This window comes from Bradyrhizobium sp. SBR1B, from assembly GCF_014198205.1.
Classification (GTDB): Bacteria; Pseudomonadota; Alphaproteobacteria; order Rhizobiales; family Xanthobacteraceae; genus Bradyrhizobium.
Genome location: NZ_JACIHC010000011.1, coordinates 14122 through 38779 on the forward strand (window position 1 = coordinate 14122; position 24658 = coordinate 38779).

The following is a 24658-nucleotide window of genomic DNA, read 5'->3' on the forward strand; positions in this document are numbered from 1 at the left end:
TACAAACGAATATTTCTCTAACCTGGATCAATAACCCAGGTGAATCGGCGGACTGACGACGGCTAGAAATGCGTGCCGTGAAGCGGCTGGGGCAGGTCAAGATGACTTGCCGCGGTGGCGCCGATATCGGCAAAGCCGGCGCGGCGGCCGACAAGAGAAGAAGATTGCGTCGTCCAGGCCAGGATTGGCACCTGCTCGCGGGTGTGATTGGTGCCGCTCCAGGTGGGATCGCAGCCGTGATCCGCGGTGATAATGAGAAGATCATCGCTGCGCAATCGGGACAATAGTTCGGGTAGGCGATCGTCGAAGGCTTCGAGTGCCGTGGCATAGCCGGTAACGTCGCGGCGGTGGCCGTAGAGCGTGTCGAAGTCAATGAAGTTGGCGAACAGCAATCCGCCATCCGCAAGCTTCGCCAGTCCCTTCAGTGTGGCATCGAAGAGCGCCATGTTGCCATCGCCACGCAAGTTTCGCCCGGTCGCGCGATGAGCAAAGATGTCGTCGATCTTGCCGATGGTCACAATGTCACGGCCGGCGCTTGCGGCGTTGTCGAGGATGGTATTTTCAGGGGGCGGCACGGAAAAATCGCGCCGGTGCGCCGTCCGCTTGAAGTCGCTCGCGCTTGTGCCGACGAAAGGGCGGGCAATGACGCGGCCGATGTTGAGGGGGTCGATCAGTCGTCTTGTGATTGCGCAAATCTCGTAAAGACGTTCGAGGCCGAAAGTCTGCTCATGCGCTGCGATCTGGAACACGCTGTCGGTTGAGGTGTAGCAGATCGGCATTCCCGTTCGCATGTGGCGCTCGCCGAACGCGGCGATGATCTCTGTACCGGACGCGTGGCAATCTCCGTGGATCCCGGGTAGCCCGGCCTGATCGCACAATGCGTTCGTCAGATCCGCGGGAAAGCAGGGCTTGGTTCGGGGGAAATAGCCCCATTCGAACGGGACCGGCACTCCGGAGATCTCCCAATGGCCCGACGGTGTATCCTTGCCCTTCGAGATTTCGCTTGCGCAGCCAAATTGCCGGTGCTCGACCGGACCGTCCAGGCCCGGCGGCACGCGACCGTTAGCGAGGCCGCAGGCTTGGCCAAGACCCAGCATGACGAGATTGGGCAGCTGGAGCGGACCCTCGCGCGCGTTGCTGTCGGCCCGCCCGGCAGCGCAGGCGTCCGCGATGTGACCGACGGTGTCCGCGCCATCGTCGCCATAGCGTGCGGCATCCGGCGCACCGCCGATGCCGACGGAGTCCATGACTAGGATCAGGGCACGCATGTTGGCTCTCTGATGGGAGGATCGGCCGGTGCTGGCGAGGCGGCAAGACGGATTTTCGAGCAGTAACGATCGACCATCGATGTGCAGAAATCGGCGAATTCATTGACATCGAGCGGTGGGCTGGTGTGATGCGGCTCGATGCCTCGATGCTCGGGCGTGAAGCAGAACGTGACGGTGACCTGAAATTCCGCCAGCGCCTCCATCTGGCGGTCGAACCAATCTAACGCATTCGGACGGAAACTGTCAGCCCATGACAGGCCAGTCCTGAGATGGGTCACGCCGAGACGGCGCATCCATTGCACGGCATCGTCGAGGCGGTGATCCTCAAAGTGAAACCACTGGCACAGCCCAATTGCCGGGGCATAGGCGCCGAACAGATCGGCGGCAGCCTTCGGCGTGCCATCCTCGCGCAGCAGGCCCATGTGGAAATGCCTGTAATAGGACGAGCCCTCAGCTTCCTTGTGCCGCGTCGTGGCTTCCCATGCGGAGGGAAGGTCATAAAGGCTGTACCAGTGAATGCGCGGCGCGCGGCCGATTAGGAGCTCGGCGGTGCGCGACAGGCCCCAGGCCTGCACCTCTTCGGCGCCGAACGAGGAGACGCCGACCTCGGTGACCCAGACGGGAAGTGCGGTGACCGCCTTGATCTCCTCAATCTTGGCCGGCCACTCGCCGATCTGCCACAGGTTCCAGTCGAGCGGAAAGCCGTGTACGGCGACCGCATCGAAATGGTCGAGCACGCCTCGGCTCTGCATGTTGCGGATGAAGGAAGGGTCGATCGGCGAGATGCCGCCGAGCACGATGGGCAGCGCGGGCCGCGTACTGCGGATCGCCTTGCCGGCCGCAATGGCGAGGTCCGCGAACATGGACCAATCCGGATCGATCTGAAGATCCCAATGTGATTTGTTGTTCGGCTCGTTCCAGATCTTGGCGGCCTCGATCATCAGCTAGTACTCCGGGATGGATAGACGGGGCCGTCGATTTGAGGCCGATCGCTTCGCCTGCAGAGATAGACCTCCTCCTCCGGGTGGGCGGTGATCGCGAAGCCGGCGCTGCGCAGCATGGCCTCAACGCAGGCCCGGTTCGGCACCCACCAATTGGTGGGGTCGTCGGCATATTTGTGCTCGATGAAGTGCAGCTTGGGATAGCCGGCGGAATCGAACTGGTCGGTGGTCCAGAAATCGTAATTGTTGTCGATCGCGTCGACATGGCTGTCGCCGCGCTGCATCGACTGGAACAGCAGGAGCTCGTTGGCGACGTGCTCGTGGATGAGATCCAGCGCCAGCAGCGGATGACGCAGGTGATAGAGCACGCCCATGAAGATCACGAGATCGAATTTCTCGCGGAGCTGCCCGACGTCGTAGGCCGACATCTGGCGGAATTCGATCCTGAGGCCGTTCACCTCGGCGGCGAAGCGCGCCTGCGCCAGATACTCCTCATCTGTGTCGAGCCCCAGCACGCGCTCGGCGCCGCGCCGTTTCATCTCCATGGCGTAGAAGCCGGCGTTGCAGCCGATGTCGAGTACGCTCTTGCCGTCGAGCCGGTCCGGTATGATTCCCGCGAAGCGGCGCCATTTCACGTTGGGATAGTCGCCCAGGAAGTGGGTGGGGGCGGTCGGCACACCGTTGAGGTCGAGATTGTGAAACCACGGCCCGAGCGCGTGGATGCGCCTGCGAATTTCCTCGCGCGTGAGTAGCGCTCTCGTCATGCAGGCGCTCCTTTCTCCATTGCAGCGATCGGTCGAGTTCCATCCGCGGCACCAGCCCGCAATCTGGATCGACTGTCGGCGCCTGTGCTCTCCGCAAGGAGCGCCATTGCCGTGCGATAGCCGCCGACGGTCCCGACATCGACATAGGACTCGCCTGCCTTGATCCCGATGCCACTGCCGCCGGCCTGGAGATAAGCATTGACCAACGTGCCGAAATATTCGTCCCGCTTGTCCCGGTCGATCCAGAGTGCGTGCAGTTCGCGAAAGCCGTGGGCGGACATCCTGAATGCGCCCCAGATCCATCGCGATGTCGGGTTCGGTTGCTTGACCTGGATCTCCCGCACGCTGTCGCCGTCGAGCAAGACGGCGTCGAAGAATTCCGGACGCTCGACGGGGAAGAGCAGAAAGGAGAGGTGGGTCTCGGGCAGCGCCCGCAAGGCGACTTTTGGAAACCACACGGTGTCGGGCAGGCCGACGACGATGTCCTCCTCTTGGCCAACCACGGTACCGGCCCTGAAGACGGCATCACATAGGCCGGATGCGTCGGGCTGGACGACATAAGCGAGCTGGGCACTGCCATAATGATCGCCGAAATATTCCAGAATGTCGGATTTTCCCGGCGAGATCACGAAGCAGATCTTGTCCGCGCCACCGAGGATCATGCGTTCCAGCAGATATTCGGAGACGGCGCAGGGACGCTCCGTGCCGTCGTCGCGCCGGCTGCCGACAGGCAGCAGTTCCTTGGAGAAGGCCAGTGGCTGGATGCGGCTGCCGCGGCCCGCGGCCGGAACGATGCCCCACATGATCAGGCCTCCTCGGATTGCTGCCGATCCGCGCGGCTGGATGACGCCTGCTCCAGCAGCGACACCAACTCACGCGCGCGTTTATCGGATGTGTGCTGATCCATTGTCCGCTCATAGGCGTATCTGGCGATGGTTTGGAGCTCGGCGCCCGACATCGCCAGCGCGGCCAGGGCGTCCTGTGCGCCGCGCGCGATCAGGATCTCCCTGCCGGGCGTGAAGAACTCTTCGATGCCCCGCCAGTCGTCGCTCAGGAGCGGGACACCGCAGGCCGCGGCCTCGAACAGACGGCCGGAGGGGCACCAGCCCATTTCAGCCATGGCTTTGCGCGTGACGTTGAGGGTGAGGCGCGAGGACGCGAAGAACGGCGCATGCTCCGACGGCGGCAGATGCTGCACGAAGTAGATGTTTGGCGACCACGGAAAGTCGTCAGGATATTGCGCTCCGCCGATTAGGAAACGCAGGTCTTGCCGCGCTCGTGCCGGCTCGACGAATAGGGCTTCGACCCCGCGCTGGCGGTCTTCGGAATAGGTGCCGAGATAGGACAGATCCGCGCGGTAGTGCGGTTGAGGCGGCACGGGCCGATGAATATCGCTATCAACGTGGCCGTATAGCGGGCGGATGTCGCGCGCGCCGAGCCGCTCACGGAATTCGTGGATAACGCGCGGTCCGCCCGTGAAGCTGAGGACGAGCGGGAAATCACGTAGACCTCGCGGCCCGATATAAGGAACGGACGCTCCTGCCATGAGCCGCGCCAACGTGATCGGAGTGTCCAGATCATAGAAGACGGGAACGGCGCGCCCTTCCGATATGATCAGATCGGTCGACGCAATTGCATCAGGACAGTAGGACGTCACGATCGCGATATCGGCATCTCCTATGTCACTGCGGGCGAGGGAGCGGGTCTCCTCCCAATTCGAGAACAGCCGCAGTTGGCCGCCCGGCAATTCATTGTAGTCCCGGGCGCCGGCATAATAGGGCACGTCGCGCTCGTAAAAGACAACGGTGTGGCCGAGACGCGTCAGATGCTTGCAGAGGCCGCGCCAGAGTGTGGCGTGGCCGTTGCCCCAGGAGGACGAGATCGTCAGTCCAAAAATGACGATCTTCACGCCGGCACCCGCTGGTTGATCCCGGTAATCCTGAACCCGCCTCTGTCAGCGCTTAGAGTGCTGATGCTGGATGGATCGATCTCTATCGAGAGGAAGTCGTCAAGACGCCTGCGTGCGTAATGCAGCAGCGCCGCACGAATCGGCTCGGCATGACTGACGGCGATGACGGCGCCAGTCGAATGGTCGTTGCGCAGTTGCTCCAAATGATCGACGACACGCTTCTGGAGCGACCGCATGCTCTCGCCTCCGGGTGGGCGGGTGCTGCCGCGCCGCCTGTTCCAGCGTGACCATCGCGGGTCCCGGCCGAGTTCCTCGAACGATCGTCCGGTCCATTCGCCATAGTCGAGCTCGTCGAGCGCGGGGACGATCTCGATCGGCGATCCGAAGTGCGCTGCAAGAATGGATGCCGATTGCATGCAGCGCCGCTGCGGGCTCGACTGGATCAAGGCAGGCTGCGGACTGACGTTGGTCGCACAATGAGCGACTTCCTCGCAACCGATGTCATCAAGTGTGACGCCGTTCATCCGGCCGCACAACGTGTGGCCGAGCAGGGCATGGTGACCATGGCGGACAAGATGGATGATCCCGACCATTAGCTGTATGCCTTGTCATCGATGAAGGCGCGCGTCCGCCGTCCAGCCTCTTCGTCGGTGAACTGCTGCGGCGGCGACTTCATGAAATAGCTCGAAGGACCGATCAGGGCGCCGCCCTGGCCGCGGTCCATGGCGAGTTTTGCGCAGCGGACCGCGTCGATCACGACGCCCGCCGAGTTCGGTGAGTCCCACACTTCGAGCTTGACCTCGGCGCTCAGCGGCACGCCGCCGAACGTCGTGCCTTCGAGCCGGATGAAGGCGAGCTTGCGATCGGTCAGCCAGGGTACGTGGTCGCTCGGCCCGACGTGAATGTTGTCGGGATCCATCGGGACGTCGAATTGGCTGGTGACCGCCTGGGTCTTGGATATCTTCTTCGAAGTCAGCCGCTCGCGTTCCAGCATGTTCTTGAAATCGGTGTTGCCGCCGACATTAAGCTGATATGTGCGGTCCAGCCGCACGCCGCGGTCGCGAAACAGATTGGCAAGCACGCGGTGCAGGATAGTCGCGCCGATCTGGCTCTTGATGTCGTCGCCGATGATCGGAAGGCCGGCATCGTCGAACCGCCGCCGCCAGTCCGGATTTGAGGCGATGAAGACAGGGATGCAATTGACGTAACCGCAGCCGGCTTCGATAGCGCGTGCCGCATACCATTCGCTTGCGCGCTGTGAGCCGACGGGCAGGTAGGACACCAGAACGTCGGTGCGCGACATCGTCAGGACTTCCGAAACATCGGCCTCCGGCACGTCAGCGACCGGAACGTCATCTTCGAGATAATGACCGATGCCGTCCATCACCGGACCACGTTGAACCACCACGCCAGTCTGATCAACATCAGCGAAGCGATGCGTGTTGTTTGGCTTGGCAAAGATGGCATCGGCGACGTCGCGCCCGACCTTGCTGGCGTTGACGTCGAAGGCCGATGCGATCTGGATATCGTTGATGTGGTACCCGCCGAGGTCGACATTCATCAGGCCGGGCACTGGCTCATTGGACTTGGCGTTCCGATAGTAGGTGAGACCTTGGACGAAAGAGCTTGCGCAGTTGCCGACGCCGACGATACCGACGCGTACGCGGCGCCTGTCCTGAAGACGGGAGTGCATGGACGAAAACCTCCGGAAGAACGCGTGGCGTCAGCGTAAGTAGGTCGGTGAACGTGCCGGAAGGTATGTTCGTTCCTGCGTTGGAGTCGCTATGCCTGCGCGCGGATCGATTCCAAGCAAGAAAAATGCAGTGGGCTTAACCTGGGATAGAATCCGGGGCTGCATGAAAGGAACGAAGATCATCTTGGATGAAGATGAAGAAGATGATGCAGGTCGTCTCGCATCACCCGTGTCGTGCCGTAAAGAACAAATCTTGCCGACCCGCGTTTCACGGCAGATGGTTCGATGCTATGACATTGCCGGACCTACCAACACGCGAGGTGCCGCATGACATCCAAAACCCAGAGCAGCGAAGCCCAGCAGACCACCGACCACGCCGCGATCCGCAAATGGGTGGATGAGCGCAGTGGCCAGCCGGCGACGGTCAAGGCAACCGAGGAGGACGGGCATGCCGGCATCCTGCGTATCGATTTCGATCCGCCGGATGAGGGACTCGACCGTATCGGCTGGGACGAATTCTTCGAGAAATTCGATCAGGCTGATATTGCCTTCCTGCACCAGGACCGGACCAGCGACGGCGAGTTGAGCCGTTTCCACAAATTCGTTCGCCGCTAGCCGGATCGCCGGCGATGGCGAACGACTGGGTGGAGGCGATGCGCGCGGGCGATTTCGCGCGCGCCTGGGCCATCAACGACCGCGATCTGGCAGTGCTGGCATATCCGCCAAAGCACACCGGCCCGCGTCATCTCCAGCGAATCTGGCGTGGAGAGCCGCTCACGGACAGGCACGTGCTGGTGCGCTGCTACCACGGGCTCGGCGACACCCTCCAGTTTCTGCGCTTCATGCAGCCTCTCCGCGACTTGGCGCGCAGCGTCACGGTCTGGTGTCAGGCCGGACTGTTGCCGCTGGTGGAGTGCACGACAGGCGTCGATCGCGCACTTGCGCTCCATGAGGGGACGCCCGAAATAGATTTCGAGGTGGATATAGAGATTATGGAGGTACCGCACGCTCTCAAGGTCGGGCGAGAGCAAGTCGAGATACCCGCGCCATATTTGGCCCTGCCGGCGAGGAGCACGCCTGTTTCAGTCGACGGCGAAGTTCTGGCCGTCGGCCTGGTCTGGGAAGTTGGCCAATGGGACAAGCGACGGGCGATTCCGCCCGCAATGCTGCGACATCTCGCTGTCCCTGGCGTAGCGCTTCACTCGCTTCAGAGGGATGCGCCGGCTGAAGATCTCATCCGGATCGGCGCGTGCGACATCAGTATGCCGGACATCCCGACCCTCGGCCATCTTCTGTGCCAGCTCGATCTGGCCATTTGCGTGGATACCATGGTCGCACATCTCGCGGGCGCACTCGGATGCGAGGCCTGGGTGCTGCTGCACGCCGACTGTGACTGGCGGTGGCCGTCATCAGGATGCCGCTCACTTTGGTATCCGAGCTTGCGGTTGTTTCAACAAAAGGCGCCCGGCGACTGGGGCGCTGTCATCTCTGAGGTGGCCGAAGCATTGCGGGGGCGTGCGAATTGCAAGCAAACGGTCGCATAAATACCGTCATGCCGGCACGACGGCGGCTTTAGCCGAGTCCAATTGGGCTGGCCGCCCGCTTTGATCGCGCGGCCGGATGCCAAGATAGTCGGGCTCGAAGCCCGCCAGCCGAATCAGCCCCGGCCAGTCCGTAATCATCAGAGTCTTGCCCTGCCATTGCAACAGGTTGCCCTGCCGTAGCTCCTGGATGGTGCGGTTGGCGTGGACGGGAGAGATGCCGCAGGCCGCGGCGAGGTCGGATTGGGTGAAGGGCGAAGACAACCTCAAATCCTTGGCGAGCCCGACATTTTGCAGTCGCGTGGTGATCTCGCAGAGCAGGTGGGCCACTCGTGTCAAGGCATCCCGGCTGCCGAGATTGATGGTCCAGTTGCGCTGTATGGCGTGGTCACGAACCAGCATCATCAGCAGGGTACGCGACAACGCAGGCGAGCGAGCTGATAGCTCGCGGAAGAAGCGATGTGGCACGAGCGCGACAACGGCGGGGCCGAGCGCAATGAGGTTGCCGTTGATGCGGGGCCGGTAGAGTGTCTGGAGGTCAGCGATGTCGCCGGGCACAGAGATCGATGTGATCTGCCCGTTTGCTCGCTGGACATCCTGCCAGGACAGATAACCCTGGAGCAGCACGCAGCATTGATGGCTGGCGTCGCCGTGGCGCAGGATCGGCTGATGTGAATCGAGGTGCGCGATCGTGCTCGGCATCTCTGCCAGCAGATCGAGATCGTCGGCGGTCACGTCACCGAGACTCGCCAGGTGATCGGCGAGCCTGGAAAAGGCAAATCCAGTCTGCATTGGTCTTCCGATCGCCCGCGCCTCCACCAACTCTGACTCAAATGGAAAAGGGCAGGCAATAACCTGTGATACGTCTATCGATCTATGCGTATGCATCGACGGATACAAACCGACCTTCGACGATCTTCAATGTTCCCACTGAAAGGAGATCACACTAGGAGGCCGCTGCAAACCGCGCGAAAATTAATCTACGGGTCTCGCTCGATCTTTAACAATGTTGAATCTCCCGCCGTCCCCGTTGCCTTAGTCTGGGGTCTTTCAGCTGGAGGCGGCTTCGGTGTTCGACACCGATACGACGCTTTTGCGCGCCGTGCTCAGGCAGGCCGGTTCCAGGGCTTTGTCCGAAGCCTCCGTCGCGCGGAGGTAAAGGTGAGAGGAACGAGCGTCCTATCCGGGGATTTGAGCAAGGTCTCCATCGGAAGACGCTCATGCACGAAGTTGATGCCGCCCCACTGACTGCTACCCTGACGAGGGCCACGGACGACATCTGGATCGCCGACGATGCACCCATCAGTGCAGCGGGCTTGCGCCTGCCTGTTCGCATGACGGTCATCCGGTTGTCGAACGGCGACCTTATCCTGCACTCGCCGGTGAGATATTCGCGAGCTCTGCGCGATGAGCTGGAACGTCTGGGTTCGATCGAATATTTTATGGCGCCGAACGTTGCGCATTGGACGTTTTTGCCTGCTTGGCAGAGAGAGTTGCCGCAAGCACGGACCTTCGCGGCGCGCGGACTTTCGGCGCGGAGGCAGGCACGCGAGGCCGGCCTTCGCATCGATCGCGAACTCGGCGAGACCACCCCTGAAGAGTGGGCGGTCGAGCTCGAGACCGTCCCGTTGCAGGCCCCGATGTTTTCCGAGGTGGAGATATTCGACAAACGGAGCCGCACATTGATCCTGACGGATCTCGTGCAAAATCTCGATCCTCATCATCTTCCTCCCTCAAATCAGGCCGCCGCAAGCCTGCTTGGCATCGCCAAGCCGGTCGGGATGGCACCGATCTATTTGCGGATGTCGTTGCGCTTGGGCGGCCGTTCCGTCCAAGCCGCGGCAGAGCGGCTCGTGGGCCTTGCGCCCGAGCGGGTCATTTTTGCCCACGGCGACTGGTTCGAAACCGGCGGCACACAACGTCTCAGCCGGTCACTGCGATGGCTGCTTCCTAGGAGCACTTCGCGATCGCCAACCCGGTCAATGGCAGGCACGCGCGTGGTCATTACGGGGGCATCCAGCGGAATAGGCCGGGCTGCGGCGCTGGCATTTGCGCGGGAAGGGGCGAGCGTGGCGCTCGCCGCGCGGCGCGGCGAGGTCCTGAGTGGCCTAGCGGCGGAGTGCGAGGCGCTGGGAGGCCGCGCCGTGGAAGTCCCGACCGACGTCAGCGATGCCGAGGCGGTGCAGCGACTGGCCAGGCGCGCGGAGGACGCCTTCGGCGGGATAGACGTCTGGATCAACAATGCCGGCACGGGTGTGTTCGGCGCCTACCAGGATGCCGATCTTGCACTTCATCGCCGGACTGTTGAGGTCAATCTGCTGGGAGCCATGCACGGCGCCTTCGCAGTCCTTCCGATCTTCCTGCGCCAGAAGCGAGGCATCCTGATCAACAATATCTCGCTTGGGGGATGGGCGCCGACACCGTTCGCTGCGGCCTATACTGCCAGCAAGTTCGGCCTGCGGGGATTCACGGCAAGCCTGCGGCAGGAGCTCGGGGCACATCCTCACATCCACGTCTGCGGTGTGTTCCCGGCGATGGTGGATACGCCGGGATTCGTCCACGGCGCCAACATGTCCGGGAAGAGGCTCGATCCGGGCCCGTTGTTGTACCAGTCCGAAGACGTTGCCCAGACCTTTTTGAACCTGGTTAGCGCGCCGCGCGATGAAATGGCCGTCGGGTGGCCGGCCCGTGCCGGTCAGATGGCCTACGCCGTGGCGCCGAAGCTGACCGAGGATTTGCTGGGAGGCGCCTTCCGGTTTCTCTTGTCGCGCGCGCGACGGGCTCCGATCAGCGAGGGAAGCATGATCGAGGCGTCTCCGCCGGGCGCGTCGGTCGACGGAGGTTGGCTGGCGCGGAAGCAGCTTCCGCCGGCTGGGGTCATCAGCACAGGGCTAGCTGTGCTTGGAATAGCAGCGTGTGCGGCCTTCGTAGCCTTGGCAGTTGCTCGTCCGCGCCGGCAGAGCAGGATAAGAGGTCGCCGAGCATACACGCATCGTACCGACGGGCATCATGGCAGCGCGTAGGCCCGCACGTCGTCGCCGAGCTTGGTGCCCGCCATCGACCGTCACGACATATTGCTTGCCGCCTGCCTCATACGTCATCGGCATGGATTGGCCACCGACGGGAAGGCGATCCTCCAGAGCTGCTTGCCGTCGCGAACGTCGAAAGCCCTGATGTAGTCGTCCATCGTCCCCGTGATAAAGACGACGCCGCTCGCGGTCACGGTCGGTCCGCCCAGCATGGGAACCCCGAGCTTGAACGGCAGCGGGAGCGGGGCCTGATCGCGGATCATGCCGATGCGGTGCTGCCACACCACCTTGTGCGTCTTGAGGTCAATGGCGGCGATATTGCCCCAGGGCGGGGCAAGGCAGGGGATGCCGAGCGGCGACAGGAAAATGCCGAGATCGACGCCGTAGGGTGCGCCGTACATCGGCTGTACGCCGAACTCGGTGCCAAGTGGATGCGCCGCGTTCGGCGCGGCGGGATTGTCCTTCCCGCGCGGCACGAGGCGCGAGACGAAGGGAATGGATTGCGGATTAGCGATGGCGATTGGCGCTGCGGGTCGACCGCGATGCCGCCCCAGTCGAACCTGCCGAAATCGCCGGGGAACACCAGGGTGCCTTGCTCCGAGGGTGGCGTGAACCGTCCTTCGTAGCGGAGGCGCTTGAATGTGATGCGGCAGCTGGTCGAACATCGTGCTGCCCCACATCTGCGCGTCCGTCAGCACGCCGGGCGGACGGAAGCTCAGCCCCGAGAAGGGTTGGGTGGGAGGACAGCCTGTCGCCGGCGCGGCGCCCTGCGGCACCGGCTTCTCCGGCGCGGGCACCAGCTGATGCCCGTCGCGGCGGTCGAGCACGAAGATGTCGCCGGTCTTCGCCGGAATGTAGATCGCGGGCGTGGTGCCGCCATTCGAACGGAGATCGACCAGGCTCGGCTGCGAGGGCATGTCCATGTCCCAGAGATCGTGATGCACGTTCTGGAATGACCAGCGCAGCTTCCCGGTCCGCGATGTCGAGTGCGATCAGCGCTGAATCGTAACGCTCCTTGTCAGGCGAACGGCCACCGCCCCAGATATCCGGAGAGCTCGAGCCGAGCGGGACATAGACGAGCCCGAGATTTTCATCGACCGAGGAGATGCTCCACGAATTTGGCGAGCCCGCCGTGAAATGGTGTGAGGCCGACGGCATCTCGTTAGATCGGGATTGCCGGCGTCGAAGGCCCAGATCAGCCGCCCCGAATAGATGTCGAAGCTGCGGATCACGCCTGACGGGACCTCGTCGGAATAATTGTCGATGACGGCACCACCGACGATCAGCACCTTGTCGGTCACGACAGGCGGCGAGGTGCCCTCGTTGAAGCCGAGCGCCCGGACCTCGCTACCTTCCTTGAGGTCGATCTGCCCATGATCGCCGAAGCTGGCACAAGGCAAGCCACTCTGGGCATCCAGCGCAAATATCCGGCCGTCAGGTCGGCACGAAGATGCGTTCCGGACAATCGCCTGGCGCCGTGGCGCCGTTGGCCGTCACGGCGACAGGCTTCGTAGCGTGATAGGACACGCCGCGGCAGGTCATGTGCTGGAAGGCCCTTGTGCTGGACCTGTGGATCGAACTTCCAGCGCAACTGGCCGGTCGCCATCGAGCGCGAACACGATCTGGTGCGGCGAGCAGGTGTAGAGCAGGTCACCGATCTTGAGCGGCGTTGCCTGGTTGGTGATCTCGTCGGGATCATCAGGACCCCTGTGAATAGCAACCGCTGCCGCCATAAGCCGTCCAGTCCTCGCCGGCGGTGAGCGGGGCTGCTTCGGATGAGGCATACGGCGCCGGTCGTTGCGCTGTCCGCGATGGTGCCCGCAAGGTCGTGACGATCGCGCGCCAGGGAGAAAGCGAGCACGCCGGCGGCCACGATTAGCACCAGGCCGAGCGCCCATCGCGCGGTCCGCATCCGCGGTATCAGGCGGCCCGCGATGAACGGCAACAGCAGCCAGACGCCCAGTGGTGCAAGCACGTCGCCGCGCGGCGCGAGCGACCAGAAATCCAGCCCGGCTTCCCAGATCGCCCACGCCAAGGTGCCGAGCAGCAGCGCGGCATAGACCCAGATCGCCTCGGCACGCCGGCGCGCGAGCAGCCAGCTCGTGAGTGATGCCGGCAACGAGATAGTAGACGGAGCCGCCAAGCGCCGTGAGCCACGCACCACCGGCAACGAGACCAACTCCCATGATGGCGACGACCACAATGGTGATGGCCAGCAACGGCGTATCACGGAACAAGTTTGCAGAAGGGGATGTGGAGTTCATATGGTCTACTTCAGCGTATAGAGAAACGCCGCGATGTCGCGCGCGTCCTTCTGCGGAATGCCAATCCTGGGCATGGCGTTGCCCGGCAACGCGCGCTGCGGATCTTCGATCCAGTCGGCCATGTTGTCCGGCGAGTTCTGGATATAGCCGGCGATGTAGGTGCGCGTGCCGATCCGGTGCAGAGGCGGGCCGACATTGCCGTCGGCACCAGCAATGCCGGGAATGTCATGACAGCTGCCGCATTGATATTGCTTGACGAGGTCGCTGCCACGGCGCGCATCCCCGGTGAAATTATCGGGGCCGGCGGCCTTGCCCGGCTCGCAGGCAGCGGCAGTCACGGCGAGCAGCGCGACGATTAGCAATCGTGTCGTTGGACGGACCATCGGCTGCTCCGCACTCCATCAGGGCTTTTGGCCGAAGTTGAAGGTCTTGGTGGCAGACCATGGATCGGTCGTCGAGACCTGCTCGCTCGGGACCTGCTCCACCTCAGGCGACAGGGGATTTGCCGAGAAGGTGCGGCCCCATTGCCGGCTTGGCTCGTTGCTGATCTTGCCGATATAGGTCACGAGGTCCCAGATCACGCTGTCGGGCAGTACGCCGCCCCACGCCGGCATGCCATTGGGCCGACCCTGATAGATCGACAGATAGATGTTCTCGGGCTGGGAGCCGTATGTGAAGAGGTTGTTGCTCAGCGCCGGTCCCATGCCGCCGCCGCCATTCGGAGCATGGCAGCCGACGCAATTGAAATTGACGAAATAGGTCATCCCGCGCTGCTCGGCATTGGGGTCGCCCTGGACCGGGTTCTTGATCACAGGCGGATCCGGCTGTGCGCCCGGGAACAACGTGGTCACGGGGACCTGCATGAATACACTCGGCCTGCCGTTGCCAACGCTGCCGCCGAAGTTCGGCCGCGGCGCCAGCGTCGGCATCTGCGCCTCCTGGGATTGCGGCAGGGTCTGCTGGGCGAGCACTGCGGTGTTCGGCACCACCGCCAGTATTAGCGATAACGCGCTCGCGCGCACTGGTAAAGCAGACATCACTCGTGTCCTCCCGAGGCCGTCACGCGCTCGTCGAACAGAGGTACGCCGTAGCTCCGCAACAGTGCAGCGATGTCAGATCGATGTGCGTCGATGAACGCGTTCAGCTGGTCGCGCAGTGCGTGGTCGCCCTTGCGAACGCCCATCGAAATGGCGAACTGGAATTGTTGAGGTGCGAAGCGTTCGCCGTCCCGGATCGGGGCGACCGACAGCGGCACCTTGGAATGCGCGGCGAAATAGCCGCCCAGCGGACCCCAGGCGGCGGCGACGTCGATCTCGCCGTGTTCGACCGCCTCGATCAGGCGCGCAGGCGGATCGGCCTGACGATAATCGCCATAGATCGAGTATCCCCGGACATTGTCGACGATTCCGAGTTGGCCAAGCGCCTGCGCCGGCGGCGGGTTGTTGCCGTCGTCGCCGACAAGATGGATGCCGATCGTCAGACGATGCAGGCGGGGGTCGAGCAGGGACGAGAGATCGAGATGCTCGTCCCTGCGGCTCACGAAAACATAGGTCGAGCGATAATAGGGCTTTGTGGTCTCCACAAGCTCATAACCGGCAGGCACGCCCATCACGACGTCGCATTTGTCGGCCTTGAGCGTGTTGCGGACGAAACCGCGACGCTGTGCCCACCAGGTGTAGGATACCGACCGCCCCAACGCCTCAGCCACCATCGAGGCGAGCTTGTTCTCGAAGCCCGCATCCGTGTTGTTGGAAAATGGCAGATTGTTCGGATCAGCGCAGACACGAAGCTCGCCATTCGGCGCGGCAGATGCCGGCGAGGCGATCCCGATCAAGCCGGCGAGGGCAAGAGCGAGAGCAACAGTGAGGGCGGCCCAATCACTGCTGAGGTGCATGGCTGCCGTCCTGATTGCTGGTGCCGCCGAGCTTGAACACCAGAAGCTCGCTGCCGCCTGCGGTGTAGAACGGCAAGTCCTGCATGGCACCGGCGAAGCCGAGCGCGCCGTTGCGCACCCGCTGATCGACTTCTGCATTCGCGACCGCGCCAGGCCAGCCGCCGACGCCCGAAAGGATTGCGATGTACTGCTGCCCATCCGAGCCGCGGTAGGAGATCGGTTGGCCGATGAACCCGGAGCCTGCCCGAAACTGCCAAAGCAATTTGCCTGTTTTTGCGTCCACCGCCTTGAACAGGCGGTCCATCGTTCCGTAGAACGCGACATCACCCGCCGTCACCAGCGCGCCGCTCCAGACCGGCAGCTTCTCGTGGATCTCCCAGACCTTTTTGCGCGCGACCGGATCCCACGCCATGAACTCGCCGCGATGGCCGCCCGGGCCGGCATACATATCGACATCGGCACCGACATAAGGCGTACCGGCAATGTAGCCGACCTGCGACGCCTTGAAGTTCATGCAGAGATGCTGATGCGGAACGTACAGGAGCTTGGTACGGGGTGACCAGGCCGACGGCTGCCAATCCTTCGCGCCAGGCGCGGTCGGGCAGATGTTCTCGACCGTCTTGCCGACCAGTGGGGTCTTCTCCTCGTTGGGGATGATCTTGCCGGTCTTGAGGTCGACACCCTTGTAGGCGTTGACGAACTCATAGGCGTCCGCCGAGATCACCTCGCCAGTGGCGCGATCCATGACGTACATGTAGCCGTTACGGCCGGGGTGAATCAGCACCTTCCGCGGCTGGCCGTTCAGTTCGAGGTCGACCAGCACGTTCTCATTGATTTCGTCATGGTCGAACAAATCGTGCGGATTGACCTGATACGCCCATTTCGCATTCCCGTTGTCGGGATCCCGCGCAAAGATGGTCGTGCTCCAGAGATTGTCGCCGCTGCGCTGGTTCGCATTCCACGGGCTGGGATTGGCCGTGCCGTAATAGATCAGGTTGAGATCGGGGTCATAGGAAATCCATCCCCACATGGTGGCGCCGCCGACCTGCCATCGATCGGCAGGCCAGCTCTTGACGCCGAGATCCTTGCCCTTGAGGTTGTCGTAGAACGGCTTGAAGTCGTCGCCGATCAAAACGTCCTTGTCGGGGCCGGTGGCATAGGCGCGCCAGGCTATGGCTCCGGTGTTCTCGTCGAGTGCGGTGACCCACCCGCGGACGCCCATCTCTCCGCCGCTGTTACCGATGAGGACCTTGCCCTTCACGACGACGGGCGCCATTGTGATGGTCTCGCCCTTGTTGATCTCACCCAGTTTGGTGTGCCAGATCTCCTTGCCAGTCTTGGCATCGAGTGCGACCGAGTGGTTGTCCAGCGTGTTGAGGAAGATCTTACCGTTGTCGAAAGCGAGCCCGCGATTGACAACGTCGCAGCAGGCAACGCCTGCTGCGGCGGGTTCAGGCTTCGGTGCATACGACCATTTCAGCTCGCCCGTCGTCGCATCCAGCGCGAACACGCGGTTCGGGTACGGGCCCGCATAGGGGCTGACCACATACATGGTACCGTCGACGACGAGAGGTGCCGCTTCCTGACCGCGATCGACCCCCACGGAGAACGTCCAGGCGAGCCGCAGGCCTGAGGCGTTGCTGGCGTTGATCTGGTCGAGCTCGCTATAACGGGTGTTGGCGTAGTCGCGCGCAGCCATCGGCCATTGGCCGGGATCCTTCATGCGGCTGGCGAGATCAGTCTGCGCAAGGCTGGGTGAAAGCAACGCAAGGCTCACGCAGAGCGTAGTCGGTATTCCCCACAGCAACCGCCTGAGGCCGGACATTAACATAAGTGAAGATCTCCACGGCAGTGACGAGGCCGTGCCGCGTTGCAGGCCGGTTTGCGAACGTACAAACGTTGCACGCGTGCTTGGTTCCTGAGTGCTCGAGAGGGAGCTATCTAACGACATTTCCCGATACGCCCGCGCCGAGGTCGACGGCAATCTGATCCTCCTTGCCGTTGCACTTGGGATGACCGAAACCCGACGGGCTTTTGCCGTCCGGACCGATGTCGTAGATGATCGCATCTTTCATGTTCGGGCTGACGCCGGCCGGAACGTGATCGAGGCCGAGGAAGTGGCGCACGCGCCAGGCCACATTGTGATCCGCACAGGAGCTGTCGCCACTGACGCCGAGCGCGCCGGCGATGCCGTTTCCGTCGTAGAGCGCCAGCCCGCCTCCGAACACGATCGTGCCGCCGACCGGCTTGCCAACCATCGGATCATGAGCGGTGCCGAATTCGTCCGGTGTGCCCGCGTAAATGACCTCAGGAGACGGCGGGTTACCGAGAGCCGCACCGAACAGGAAGCCACCGGGCTGGGCGCCCGCGTAGAGATTGGCGGTCGCCATCGCCTTGTCCTTCAGGCTGAAGGCGTTCGCCGTGTTGGCCTTTTCGGCGGCGATGGCGCGGCTGCCGAGCCATTGCTCGTCGACCTTGCTGCCGCTGTAGGCTACGGCACAGACCACGCCTTGCCGGTTCACGACAGCAGCCCACTCGTTGTTGTCGAGGCCGCCATTGCTGGGACCGCCGCCGGGCTTGACGCTCTTCTTCAAGATGTCCGCGAGCTGATCATGGTCGACCGGACACGACATTCCTGTGCGCGGCTGACCATGCGCGCTTGCGCCTTGCAGCGTCGCAAGAGCGGCCGCGATGATAACGGTCGCTCGGAAGGTTGGTTTGCCCATATGGCCTCCACGCGATGCTCGAGAGTCAGCTGGCGAACGTTGCATCACAGCTGCGGTTCCTATGTTCGCCCTGAGTCCATGATTCAGCCGGCGTGCCGGGCCACCGGCATGGAGGAGCGCGCAGGAATCGTGATAAGCCACCGATAGGCGAAGAACAGTGCTGCGCCGGTGTAGAGCATCCCCATGGGCACCCACATCAAAATGCCCGCGAGCTGCTGATCTTCCAGAGGGGATAAATCGAACTCGCCGGCGAGGGCGCCCTGGCCCGGAATCCATGTGCGGGTCGACAACGTCAAGAGCGCTCCGAGCACGCCGGAATGAAGGACAGTGACGAACAGGCATCCGATCGCGATGCCGTCCCGCAGCCGCAGGCTGCGTCCGACGCCGCGGCCATGGAAAAGTACCCACCAGAACAACAGCGCGGTTACAAAGAAGCTGATGTGCTGGAGGCGATGGATGGCCGTGTTTTCGAGCGCCCACGCATAGAGCGGCGGCGCATGCCAGGCCCAGAGCGCCAGGCCATGCAGGGCCGTCGCGCAGACGGGATGACTGACGGCGGCCCATGGTCGGGCCACAATTGGCCAATTCAAGAGTCGGCCCGCCGCGGGTCGCAGCGAGGCGGGCAGGCTCCACATCACCGGCCCGTTGATCCGGGCGTAGGCCATCAGCGGCGCCCCGACCACCATGAGCAGCTCGTGCTCGATCATGTGTGCGGTGAACAGGCGTTCGCCGAGCCAATGCAACGGCGATGTCAGGGCGAGCGCGACGATCAGCCATCCGGTCCAGAAGGCGCCGACCTGACGGAAGCTGACGCCCCGGCCCCCGCCGGCATGGCGCCAGAGCCGCTGCGTGCCGATGTAGAAGGAAATGCCCACGGCGTAGAGCGGCGCCAGAAGCCAGGGATCGGAGCTCCAGAGCGAGCCCGGGTCGACGTCCGAGATGCCATGCGCTGACGCAGGCGTTGCCGAAAGGCCAAGCAGAAATGCCAGCAGGCTCAGCGCAGACATGGACTGATCATCAGCGATGCCGCGAGTTGGTTGACGATCACCAGCGCGAACAGAACGCCGGAGCTGACGCCGAGCCACGCCATGAACGTCCGCGGGCCGCCGCCTTGGGCATCGGTCCACTCAGCCCCCGCGCCGCGCCGGACTGCGCGTGCCGATATCACCGTGCCAGCGAGGGCGACAACGACCAGGACCGCGCTCATGATCGTGCCGGTCAGCTTCGTCGTCTCGCACGAGAAATGGGCGAGCGCATAGACGCCTTGCAGGTTGATGCCCCAGGCTAGCGGCCCGAGGGCGACACCGGCCCAATAAAGCAGTCTGGTATGTCTTTCGGCGGCGGTCATAGGCGCGGCACCCAGTCGAGCAGGACGTAGAGCGGCAACCAGGCCAGCACGACAAAATTCCAGTAGAACACGTTATCGGTGACGTCGCTGAACCGGCGCGGCTTGGCGTGGCGGGTGAACATCAGCACTGCCAGCACGATCGTGTCGCCAACGTCGGTGGCGAGGTGGGTCGTGTGCAGTCCCAGGATCAACCAGACGATCGATCCGTAGGCCGAGTTGTCCCAGCGCGTGTTGAGATGAGCGAATTCGAAGCCGCGCAGGACGAGCAGGGCAATTCCGATCAGCGCCATCACGATGAGGCCTACGCGTACTTTCGCAAGGTCCTGCCGATGAGCGACGCGATTGGTCATCTCGTTCGGAATGATGCTCAGGAGATAGATGATGGTCTCGGCCGTGCCGGGCCAGAGATCGGGAGGCGCAGCGCCAATCGGCCAGTTCGGATTGACGGCATAGAGATAGAGGTAGGCGCCGATCGCGATGGCAAATCCCATCCCCTCCAGCGCCATGAAGCCCATGGCGCCCCACCAGGGGCCGCTGCGCGGACCGTAGCCGTAGGTAGGCAGCCCCGCGACATTGCGGACGATTGTTTGTCTCACTCTTCGTCCTCCTTGCTGCCGGCCGGCCAGAACCAGCCGATCAAGGCGACAGCCATCGGCGGCGTGCCCCACAGCACTGCCCAAGGCGTAAAGATCGAGCCGATGAAGAACACCGTTGTCGCGATGGCCGTCAGCAGCGGCCAGATGCTCGGCTCGGGAGACGCCTCCCGGATCTGCGGCTCCGCTTCGGCCAGCGATGTCAGGAGCACCTCTCGCCGCTCGACGCTGAGGCCCGCGACGACAGGCAGGCTAGCGTTGTCGAGCCAGAGCGGATCGCGGTGCTTGACCACGGGAATGCGGTCGAAATTCTGCGGCGGCGGCGGTGAGGACGTCGCCCATTCCAGGGTGGAGGCATCCCAGGGATTATCGCCCGCCAGCGTGCCGCTGCGCAGACTGTGGATCACATTGACGAGCAGCAGCGCAAAGCTGAACGCAAAAATAGCGGCTCCGCCGCTGGATAACAGGTTGAGATGCGCCCAATCCATGTCGGCGGTGTAGGTGTAGACGCGACGCGGCATCCCGATCAGCCCGAGAATGTGCATCGGGAAGAACGCGACATTGAAGCCGACAAAGGCGAGCCAGAAGTTCCAGCGGCCGAACCTCTCGCTCAGCATCCGGCCAGTGATCTTGGGAAACCAATAGTAGACCGCGCCAATGAGCGGGAATACGGCGCCGCCGATCAGGACGTAATGGAAGTGGGCGACGACGAAATAGGTGTCATGCACCTGGCTGTCGATTGGGACCGACGCGACCATCACGCCGGACAGTCCGCCGAGCACGAAAATGACGATGAAGCCGATCACGAACAGGAGCGGGGTGCGGTAGACCGGGCGGCCATCCCAGAGCGTCGCCAGCCAACAAAATATCTGTAGTCCGCTTGGCACCGCGATCAGCATGCTGGACGCCGTGAACAAGCCGGCGCCGAGCTGGGGCAGGCCCGTCACGAACATGTGGTGGACCCAAAGGCCGAACGACAAAAAGCCCGTCGCGATCAGTGACAGAATGACAACGGGGTAGCCGACCACCGGCCGGCGCGCGAATGTGGCGAGGATCGCCGAGACCATGCCGGTGCCGGGAATGAAGATGATGTAGACCTCGGGATGGCCGAAAAACCAGAAGAGATGCTGCCAGAGCAGGGGATGCCCGCCCGACGAGGAATCGTAAAAGCGCGTGTTGACGAGGCGATCGAGGATCAGCGAGGTCGATGCGACCATGATGGATGGCATGGCGAACATCACCAGGAAGCTGGTGACCAGCATCGCCCAGACGAAGAGGGGAATACGGTCGAGCGTCATCCCGGGCGCGCGCTGCTTGAAGACGGTCACGACGATCTCGACGGAAATCGCAAGCGCAGCCACTTCAGTGAAGGTGATCATTTGCGCCCAGACGTCGGGCCGTTTGGTCGGCGTATACTGCAACGAGGACAGCGGGACATAGGCGAACCACCCGACATCCGGCCCCACGTTAAGGGCGAAGGACATCCAGAGGAAGCAGCCTCCGAACAAGAACATCCAGTAGCTGAAGGCGTTCAGACGTGGGAAAGCGATGTTCCGGGTTCCAACCATCAGCGGCACGAGGTAGACGGCGAAGGCCTCCATCACAGGCACGGCGAAAAGGAACATCATCGTCGAGCCGTGCATGGTGAAGATCTGGTTGTACTTGTCCGCCGAGAGAAACGTGCTCTCGGGTTTGGCAAGTTGGACGCGCATGAGCACGGCGAGAAGTCCGCCGAGCAGCAGAAATGCGAATGCCGTGACGATGTAGCGGCGTCCCACGACCTTATGATCTACCGACATCAGCGCGCCGGAAAAGCCGGATGGCGTGCGCCAGATGCTCTCCATGCGGGTCGAAAGCTGAAGGCCATTCAGCGCGTCATCGCGCAACTCGCGTTGCTCGGCCACCATGCTCACTTGAGCTGCTCCAGATAATGAATGAGCGCGATAAGCTCGCCCGACTGCAGCGGCATCCTCGGCATGTTATTTCCGGGCTTGATGTGCTGGGGATCGGCAATCCAGGCGCCGAGGGTTGCCGAGGACATCGGCAGCGTTCCGGCTGCGACCGTCGTCCGGCTGCCGATATGCGTGAGATCTGGGCCGACTTGGCCGCCGGCGAGCGTGCCGCGGATCGTATGGCAGAGCGCGCAGCCTCTTGCGCGAAACAGCTGCTCGCCCTGCTTGCCGAGCGGGTCGGTCGGGCTGGTGGCGCTTTGGTTCTCGTGATCGCGCCAGCGGCCGAATTCGTCCGGCGACAGTGCGAGCACGGCGAAGGCCATGTGCGCGTGCTGAAGGCCGCAGAATTCGGCGCACTGGCCGCGATAGACGCCGGCATTTTTTGCCGTGAATTGCAGCTCATTTTTCTGCCCGGTGATGAGGTCCATCTTCCCGGTCAGGCTCGGCACCCAGAAGCTGTGGATCACGTCGGCGGATTCGAGCTCGACTTTCACCGGCTCGCCGGTCGGAATGCGGATCTCGTTGGCGGTCACGAAGCTCTTGTCGGGACTGTCGTCCTCGTAGCGAACCTCCCACCACCATTGATGGCCGATGATCTTGAGCGTGAGGGCGTGCTCGTCCTTGGCAAAGACGGTACGTTGACCGGCATAACTGACGATGGACAGTCCAAGCACGATGACAAGGGTAGCGGCCCCCAAGGCAAAGACGACGCGACCGGTCGCTTGCTCAAAGGGCGCGTCCAGTGCGAGGGGTTGGTCTGCCGCGCGCTTCCGGCGCAGCATGCTCACGCAAAGCACGATCACCACGGCGATCCAAACGACGGCCGCCACGATCAGGAAGATGAAGAGGGTGCGGAGGATCTCGTCAGACTGAAGTCCCTGCGGGTCGAGCGCGGACTGCCGGCCGGCGCAAGCGGCCAGCGGCAATGTGGCAAATGGCACCAGAGCCGTTCGCATCGGGACAGGCATCGATGTTCGCCGTGCTCTCCTGTTGCAGGGCGAACCGGTCAATCCTATGAAGGTTCCTATTGCAGCGAGGCGGCTGGTCCCCCAAGTCAGAAGGGCCAGCCCGTGGCTGCGATGAAGATTGCCCCGTCAGCCACGGCCATCAGGAGCAAGACAAGGACTATGGCAATCATCGCTCCGGGCTGGGCGATCGCGCGAAGGCCTTCGAACATATATCGTCCTCCGCGTTCGATCACCTTGCCATCCGCTTTTGTGGATCATTGCGGCGTTGCGTCGCTTCGGTGTTCCGGTCAAGCTGGGCGTTCGCTGGGACGCAAACTGCAAGCATGCTGCCGTGGTTCCTAAGCGCGGGAGCGCGTGGACGGGACGTCAGGAGAGCGCTGTGATCAGAATTGGGGTGATCTCGGATACGCATGGGCTCCTACGGCCAGAAGTGGAGCGTTGCCTTAACGGAGTCGCGCATATCATTCATGCCGGCGATATCGGTGCCGAGCACGTGCTCGAAGGGCTACGCAGGATTGCGCCTGTCACTGCGATTCGGGGGAATGTCGATACCGGCGATTGGGCCCGGGACTATCGGGATAAGGAGACCGTGCGCCTCGGCCGGTACGACTTCTACATCCTGCATGATCTGAACGAGCTCGGGAGCAAACCTGCGCCTGAGGGCGCCGCTGCCGTGATTTTCGGTCATTCGCACCGGGCGAGCGTCAGGGCGGTTGACGGGGTTCTTTATCTCAATCCCGGGAGCGCCGGGCCGCGACGCTTCAAGCTCCCGATCACGCTGGCGACGCTCGATCTTGACGAGAGTGGCGAGCTTCGACCGATCGTGCACACGCTCGGTGAGTCCTAGCGGCGACATATGGCAAAGGCAAACGCTCAAATTATCAGCGAGAAGGCTGTCAGGATCTCGGCCTCAATGGGGGCCGCTCGCGGATGGGGAGCTCCAATACCTTTCTCGATCACGTAGGCCGCGGTCGCCGCGTTCATTTCGGCGAAGGAACCCCGCGGACTTGTCGGGTTTATCAGCGGAGGAGGGATTGGCAAAAAGAAAATCGAGAATATGAATTATGGGAGCGGAACGGCAAACCGAAGGCAGGGAGCAAGAATTCTGGCCGTTGGCGGCCCAGGAGTTGCGAAATGAGGACATGTCATACCCCCCTTCGCACTCCAGGCAGCCTGTAGAGAGGAGAGCGCTTACCGAATGTCTCATTTCGCAGCAGCCGAAACCATATTGCTGTACTTTGTGCTTCCCCTCTGGTTATTGGCCGGCTTTGCTGATTACCTTTGCCATCGCGCTTCTCGGATTGAGATAACGAGCGGTTATAAGGAAACTCTGCTTCACCTATTGATGTTGATCGAACTGGCGATACCGATACTGGCGGCGATTTTTTTGGAGATCAACGCCCTCATAATTGCGGCTATGATTGCCGGTTTTGTTGCGCATCAGCTGACAGCCCTCTGGGACACAACATTCGCTAGCCATAAGCGGCTCATCACGCCCATCGAACAGCAGGTCCATAGTTTTCTTGAACTGATGCCCCTCATGGCGATGGTTATTGTGATTATCTTGAACTGGCCGCAATTCCTTAGCCTCTCGGGGATGGGCTCTGAGCCCGCACGTTACGAACTCGTGCTGAAGCGAGAGCCATTACCCTGGACCTACGTGGCTGCATTCTTATTCGCAGTCCTGTTGTTTGAAGTCCTTCCCTATATGGAGGAATTCGTTCGAGGTTTGCGGTCGCGGAAAAGAATTTAACTCCGAACGCGGAGA

At 62.6% G+C, this 24658-nt stretch carries 23 protein-coding genes and 1 pseudogene; 5 read left to right on the forward strand and 19 right to left on the reverse strand.

What is annotated here, in order from left to right; translation table 11 throughout:
- Nucleotides 1–62: 62 nt before the first annotated feature.
- Genes GGD61_RS24810 through GGD61_RS24840 form a run of 7 tightly spaced genes read right to left on the reverse strand, consistent with a single transcriptional unit; the run spans nucleotide 63 to nucleotide 6575 of the window.
- Nucleotides 63–1268, reverse strand: a complete 1206-nt coding sequence (locus GGD61_RS24810) for a phosphopentomutase (RefSeq protein WP_183231399.1) — start codon at nucleotides 1266–1268, stop codon at nucleotides 63–65.
- Nucleotides 1256–2209, reverse strand: a complete 954-nt coding sequence (locus GGD61_RS24815; protein ID WP_183231400.1) for a beta-xylosidase — start codon at nucleotides 2207–2209, stop codon at nucleotides 1256–1258. Before GGD61_RS24815 ends, GGD61_RS24810 begins: the two co-directional genes overlap by 13 nt.
- Nucleotides 2209–2973 (reverse strand): TIGR04290 family methyltransferase, encoded by a 765-nt coding sequence (locus GGD61_RS24820; protein WP_183231401.1) that lies wholly within the window; start codon nucleotides 2971–2973, stop codon nucleotides 2209–2211. Before GGD61_RS24820 ends, GGD61_RS24815 begins: the two co-directional genes overlap by 1 nt.
- On the reverse strand, nucleotides 2970–3776 hold the full coding sequence (locus GGD61_RS24825) for a sugar phosphate nucleotidyltransferase (protein WP_183231402.1): 807 nt from the start codon (nucleotides 3774–3776) through the stop codon (nucleotides 2970–2972). The genes GGD61_RS24820 and GGD61_RS24825 overlap by 4 nt, the downstream gene beginning before the upstream one ends.
- 2 nt (nucleotides 3777–3778) lie before the next feature.
- On the reverse strand, nucleotides 3779–4882 hold the full coding sequence (locus GGD61_RS24830; RefSeq protein WP_183231403.1) for a glycosyltransferase: 1104 nt from the start codon (nucleotides 4880–4882) through the stop codon (nucleotides 3779–3781).
- Nucleotides 4879–5475: a histidine phosphatase family protein gene (locus GGD61_RS24835; RefSeq protein ID WP_183231404.1), complete on the reverse strand. Its 597-nt coding sequence runs from the start codon at nucleotides 5473–5475 to the stop codon at nucleotides 4879–4881. Before GGD61_RS24835 ends, GGD61_RS24830 begins: the two co-directional genes overlap by 4 nt.
- Nucleotides 5475–6575, reverse strand: a complete 1101-nt coding sequence (locus GGD61_RS24840) for an inositol-3-phosphate synthase (protein ID WP_183231405.1) — start codon at nucleotides 6573–6575, stop codon at nucleotides 5475–5477. The genes GGD61_RS24835 and GGD61_RS24840 overlap by 1 nt, the downstream gene beginning before the upstream one ends.
- Nucleotides 6576–6902: 327 nt before the next feature.
- On the opposite strand from GGD61_RS24840, the gene GGD61_RS24845 reads away from it, so the two are divergent.
- Both GGD61_RS24845 and GGD61_RS24850 read left to right on the forward strand, forming a co-directional pair.
- On the forward strand, nucleotides 6903–7190 hold the full coding sequence (locus GGD61_RS24845) for a hypothetical protein (RefSeq protein WP_183231406.1): 288 nt from the start codon (nucleotides 6903–6905) through the stop codon (nucleotides 7188–7190).
- 14 nt (nucleotides 7191–7204) lie between these two features.
- Nucleotides 7205–8119 (forward strand): hypothetical protein, encoded by a 915-nt coding sequence (locus GGD61_RS24850; protein WP_183231407.1) that lies wholly within the window; start codon nucleotides 7205–7207, stop codon nucleotides 8117–8119.
- 6 nt (nucleotides 8120–8125) lie between these two features.
- On the opposite strand, the gene GGD61_RS24855 is transcribed toward GGD61_RS24850, so the two are convergent.
- A complete protein-coding gene (locus tag GGD61_RS24855) occupies nucleotides 8126–8908 on the reverse strand; it encodes a Crp/Fnr family transcriptional regulator (protein ID WP_183231408.1) in 783 nt (260 codons plus the stop codon).
- 428 nt (nucleotides 8909–9336) lie between these two features.
- Here GGD61_RS24855 and GGD61_RS24860 point away from each other — a divergent pair, with 428 nt between their 5' ends.
- Nucleotides 9337–11139 (forward strand): SDR family oxidoreductase, encoded by a 1803-nt coding sequence (locus GGD61_RS24860; RefSeq protein WP_183231409.1) that lies wholly within the window; start codon nucleotides 9337–9339, stop codon nucleotides 11137–11139.
- On the opposite strand, the pseudogene GGD61_RS41465 reads toward GGD61_RS24860, so the two are convergent.
- The 11 genes and pseudogenes from GGD61_RS41465 to coxB all read right to left on the reverse strand — a co-directional run bounded on the left by GGD61_RS41465 (nucleotide 11124) and on the right by coxB (nucleotide 22890).
- A pseudogene (locus GGD61_RS41465) lies at nucleotides 11124–13331 on the reverse strand (PQQ-binding-like beta-propeller repeat protein). The gene GGD61_RS24860 and the pseudogene GGD61_RS41465 sit on opposite strands and share 16 nt — an antisense overlap.
- 83 nt (nucleotides 13332–13414) lie before the next feature.
- Nucleotides 13415–13792: a cytochrome c family protein gene (locus tag GGD61_RS24870; protein ID WP_183231410.1), complete on the reverse strand. Its 378-nt coding sequence runs from the start codon at nucleotides 13790–13792 to the stop codon at nucleotides 13415–13417.
- 18 nt (nucleotides 13793–13810) lie between these two features.
- Complete coding sequence (locus GGD61_RS24875; protein WP_183231411.1) at nucleotides 13811–14446, reverse strand: cytochrome c; 636 nt, start codon at nucleotides 14444–14446, stop codon at nucleotides 13811–13813.
- Nucleotides 14446–15303: a substrate-binding domain-containing protein gene (locus tag GGD61_RS24880; RefSeq protein WP_183231412.1), complete on the reverse strand. Its 858-nt coding sequence runs from the start codon at nucleotides 15301–15303 to the stop codon at nucleotides 14446–14448. Before GGD61_RS24880 ends, GGD61_RS24875 begins: the two co-directional genes overlap by 1 nt.
- Nucleotides 15287–17134 carry a methanol/ethanol family PQQ-dependent dehydrogenase gene (locus GGD61_RS24885; RefSeq protein WP_183231413.1) on the reverse strand — a complete coding sequence of 616 codons (1848 nt, stop codon included), beginning with the start codon at nucleotides 17132–17134 and terminating at the stop codon, nucleotides 15287–15289. Before GGD61_RS24885 ends, GGD61_RS24880 begins: the two co-directional genes overlap by 17 nt.
- Before the next feature lie 106 nt (nucleotides 17135–17240).
- Entirely contained in the window at nucleotides 17241–17936 is a 696-nt protein-coding gene (locus GGD61_RS24890; protein WP_183231502.1) for a heme-binding protein, read from the reverse strand.
- 176 nt (nucleotides 17937–18112) lie between these two features.
- Nucleotides 18113–19036: a cytochrome c oxidase assembly protein gene (locus GGD61_RS24895; protein ID WP_183231414.1), complete on the reverse strand. Its 924-nt coding sequence runs from the start codon at nucleotides 19034–19036 to the stop codon at nucleotides 18113–18115.
- The gene (locus GGD61_RS24900) at nucleotides 19024–19377 is read right to left on the reverse strand and encodes a hypothetical protein (protein WP_183231415.1); all 354 of its coding nucleotides are present in this window, start codon (nucleotides 19375–19377) and stop codon (nucleotides 19024–19026) included. Before GGD61_RS24900 ends, GGD61_RS24895 begins: the two co-directional genes overlap by 13 nt.
- Nucleotides 19374–19973, reverse strand: coding sequence for a cytochrome c oxidase subunit 3 (locus GGD61_RS24905; RefSeq protein WP_183231416.1), 600 nt, complete (start codon nucleotides 19971–19973; stop codon nucleotides 19374–19376). Before GGD61_RS24905 ends, GGD61_RS24900 begins: the two co-directional genes overlap by 4 nt.
- On the reverse strand, nucleotides 19970–21877 hold the full coding sequence (gene ctaD, locus GGD61_RS24910; RefSeq protein ID WP_183231503.1) for a cytochrome c oxidase subunit I: 1908 nt from the start codon (nucleotides 21875–21877) through the stop codon (nucleotides 19970–19972). The genes GGD61_RS24905 and ctaD overlap by 4 nt, the downstream gene beginning before the upstream one ends.
- A 2-nt stretch (nucleotides 21878–21879) precedes the next feature.
- On the reverse strand, nucleotides 21880–22890 hold the full coding sequence (coxB, locus tag GGD61_RS24915; RefSeq protein WP_183231504.1) for a cytochrome c oxidase subunit II: 1011 nt from the start codon (nucleotides 22888–22890) through the stop codon (nucleotides 21880–21882).
- A gap of 379 nt (nucleotides 22891–23269) precedes the next feature.
- Here coxB and GGD61_RS24920 point away from each other — a divergent pair, with 379 nt between their 5' ends.
- Nucleotides 23270–23737 (forward strand): metallophosphoesterase family protein, encoded by a 468-nt coding sequence (locus GGD61_RS24920; protein ID WP_183231417.1) that lies wholly within the window; start codon nucleotides 23270–23272, stop codon nucleotides 23735–23737.
- A 351-nt stretch (nucleotides 23738–24088) separates the two neighbouring features.
- Nucleotides 24089–24643 (forward strand): hypothetical protein, encoded by a 555-nt coding sequence (locus tag GGD61_RS24925; protein WP_183231418.1) that lies wholly within the window; start codon nucleotides 24089–24091, stop codon nucleotides 24641–24643.
- Nucleotides 24644–24658: the final 15 nt, after the last annotated feature.